Origin of the sequence: Streptomyces griseus subsp. griseus, from assembly GCF_000720255.1 — a bacterium.
Lineage (GTDB): Bacteria > Actinomycetota > Actinomycetes > Streptomycetales > Streptomycetaceae > Streptomyces > Streptomyces griseus_I.
In genome coordinates this window covers 1-266 of the sequence record NZ_JOJE01000222.1, presented here as the reverse complement: position 1 = coordinate 266, position 266 = coordinate 1, and the positions used below count along the sequence as shown (strand labels likewise).

At 63.9% G+C, this 266-nt stretch carries 1 protein-coding gene; it reads left to right on the top strand.

The annotated features are described in order from the left end of the window. A partial coding sequence (locus IG99_RS43875; RefSeq protein WP_037684662.1) for an IS630 family transposase occupies positions 1 to 266 on the top strand: 266 nt, incomplete at both ends.

Genomic DNA, 266 nt, shown 5'->3' with positions numbered 1-266 from the left:
GCCCTGGAAGTCGCCACCGGCAAGGTGATCGGCTCCCTGCACCGGCGCCACCGGGCCGTCGAGTTCAAGAAGTTCCTGACCAAGCTCGACAAGGAAGTCCCCTCCGGCCTCGATATCCATCTGATCCTGGACAACTACCCCACCCACAAGACGCCCGCCATCAAGCAGTGGCTGCTGGCCCACCCCCGCTTCCATCTCCACCTCACACCGACGAGTTCGTCCTGGCTGAACCTCGTGGAGCGGTGGTTCGCCGAGCTCACGCAGAA